This window comes from Myxacorys chilensis (genome assembly GCF_059505265.1).
The window spans coordinates 1-2187 of sequence record NZ_JCACKG010000009.1 but is presented as its reverse complement, the minus strand read 5'-3'; the positions used below and the strand labels follow the sequence as shown (position 1 = coordinate 2187).

Below are 2187 nucleotides of genomic sequence, written 5' to 3'. Positions count from 1 at the left end.
GTAGCCTCCCAGCCGCTTGTGATCTTTGCCGAGGGCACGCGCACCCAGGATGACCGTGCGGTATTCAGCGGTCGTCATCTTGCTGGTGGGCCGCACCCCCAGTTTCAGCGCCAGGTCATGGGTGACCTCGTCGGGGACGAACATCTCACCGTCGGCGCTCGACTGCAGGAACAGGTCCGCGCGGAAGCCGCAGGGGAAGATGCGGTACTCGGGCGCGTCGGTGCCGTCCGCGCGACGGCGCATCACGGCCAATCGCAAGTCGTGCGGGGCGTCGCTGCCCCGCTGGTATTCGAAACAGATCGCGCTGGTCATCGTCGGCAGGATGAACTTCACTCCTTCCATGCCCGGCGCGTGAGAGACGAGTTGGCTGGGGGAGTGACCGAAGAACAGCGGGATCAGGCGCAGGGTCGAGGTCTTGCCCACGCCGTTGGCGCCAATCACTGCTGCTCCGCCTCTCGGGTCAATCTCCGTGATTCGCCCTGACGGCTTGTTCACGTTGGTCCCCGCGTTCACGAGCACCATGCGGCGCAACTGGTAGGTCAAGTCATTCCCTCCGTAGTCTTTCTATTCGTTTCGCACAATACCATTGTGCGAATGAGTGGTGGAAGCGCTAGCGTTCCGAGTGCCACACCTTGGCTCGGAGATGGCTGAGCTGTTGATCGTGGGACGCTCGCCAATGCTAGAAGCCCCGCTGGCTCAGCAAGTGAGCCTGCAACTGGGGCCCGTCCGGTGCTCTGCGACTACCGCGCACACGTGGATCTGGCATGTCGCCGTTGGGGCATCCTGCTCGAAAGACCCGCCTACCCCTTTCACCCTGCCGTCTTGCGACGGTTGCGAGGGCGCCAAGCACGCCGTGCTCTGGCTGAGCCATCCGCAAGGGACTCGCTTCTTGGAGGATTGCCAGGCAGAGTACGGGACCGAGCGGACGTGCGCGCAGACCGACTCCAACTGGGCGATTGCTGGAATCACTGCGTGACGAAGATACTTGGTTGCTCCTGGAGGGAACGAAGATGACAGTTGGCCGTCTTGGTCGAGTTGAGGAGGCGGACGATTTCGATCCGCATCGCCACCAGTACTTCATCGAGCGCTACCGCGATGAAGACGAGGAATCGCTGACCGCTTTGTCTGCCCGTGCTCAAACCTTAACCGCCGAGGCGCAGGTTGCACTGCGTCAGATCCTCGCTGAACGCGGCATAGACGCGGGCGACGCCCCACAACCTGCCGTCAGCCGAGACGATCAAGCCAGGATGTCATCGGATCTGCTAAACGGTCCGATCAGCAAGCAGGCGCGCGTCGCCGCCCTCGCGCCCGCCTTCGGCTTTGCGAATGCACTGCTTGGGCCGACCGGTCTGGAGGTGGGCGCTCTGTGGTTGGTGCTCGCGGCCGTGCTGGCGTACTGCGCGTGTCGCGCCCTTGTGAGCGAGCGCGTGCGAGCCATTTGCAGAGAAGCAGACGTACCCTTGGAAGACAAAGCGGACCGGATTCGGCATCTTCGGATGCTGCTCATCCTCTCCATCGTGCCTGCGGCGATTCTCGGCGCGCTGCTGGCCGTCCCACTCAAGGCCGCCGGTTGAGCATTCCCGTGACCCGCGTCGGTGTGGCAATGACTTCGTTCGTGCTGCTAGAACTGCTTTGCATGGTCGGGCGGCGCCGGCCGAACGCCGGCTGATGCCTCGCGGAGGAGTCAACTCGTTTGCAGTCAGGCATCGACGCTCTCGCCCTGCGCAACCGCTGTCATTGGTGTCTTCGTTGACGGCGTGAACCGCTGCAGCAGCTCGACGCACTCCCAATCGCGAAGCGCTCTACTTCTTGCGCAACTCGATTCCGGTCCCGCCCGGATGCGGCCGAACGAGGAAGCGTGTTTCGTCGGGGCTCGCAGGTCACGTCAACGTGTTGTCCAGGTGCCCCGGCAGCCAGCCCACCACTGCCATTTGTTGGTCGTCATCCCAGAAGAAGTAGACCCGCATGACATAGCGCGGATCGCGGCCTCCACCTTTCCTCAGGTGCTGGTCGAGCTGCCGCTGCCGTCCTCCATAAAGGACGTTGTACCCCTTGTTCGTGAGAGTGGTCTCCCCTCCTGAGAAGTCCAAAGAGACCCCGAGCTTGCCGATTGCGGATTCGAACGCCGCCTGTCGTGAAGCGCCCCCGTGGATTCGCATCTCGCGGTACTCCTTGGCCAAGATCGAC

The 2187-nt window shown here is 63.1% G+C and carries 4 protein-coding genes; 1 reads left to right on the top strand and 3 read right to left on the bottom strand.

Annotated features, from left to right (window positions below):
* Window positions 1-543, bottom strand: a 543-nt coding sequence (locus AC5JLB_RS00520) for an ATP-binding protein (RefSeq protein ID WP_495871903.1), incomplete at its 3' end; no start/stop codon positions are given.
* Between the two features lie 136 nt (window positions 544-679).
* Window positions 680-871 (bottom strand): hypothetical protein, encoded by a 192-nt coding sequence (locus tag AC5JLB_RS00515; protein ID WP_495871902.1) that lies wholly within the window; start codon window positions 869-871, stop codon window positions 680-682.
* A gap of 139 nt (window positions 872-1010) precedes the next feature.
* On the opposite strand from AC5JLB_RS00515, the gene AC5JLB_RS00510 reads away from it, so the two are divergent.
* The gene (locus AC5JLB_RS00510; RefSeq protein ID WP_495871901.1) at window positions 1011-1574 is read left to right on the top strand and encodes a hypothetical protein; all 564 of its coding nucleotides are present in this window, start codon (window positions 1011-1013) and stop codon (window positions 1572-1574) included.
* A gap of 306 nt (window positions 1575-1880) precedes the next feature.
* Here the strand turns inward: AC5JLB_RS00510 and AC5JLB_RS00505 are convergent.
* The coding region (locus AC5JLB_RS00505) for a hypothetical protein (RefSeq protein ID WP_495871900.1) at window positions 1881-2187 on the bottom strand (307 nt) is incomplete at its 5' end.

Bases quoted from the DNA above. Each gene is read 5' to 3' on its own strand.
- AC5JLB_RS00515 (WP_495871902.1), bottom strand. From the start codon at position 871: ATGGCTCAGCCAGAGCACGGCGTGCTTGGCGCCCTCGCAACCGTCGCA.
- AC5JLB_RS00510 (WP_495871901.1), top strand. From the start codon at position 1,011: ATGACAGTTGGCCGTCTTGGTCGAGTTGAGGAGGCGGACGATTTCGAT.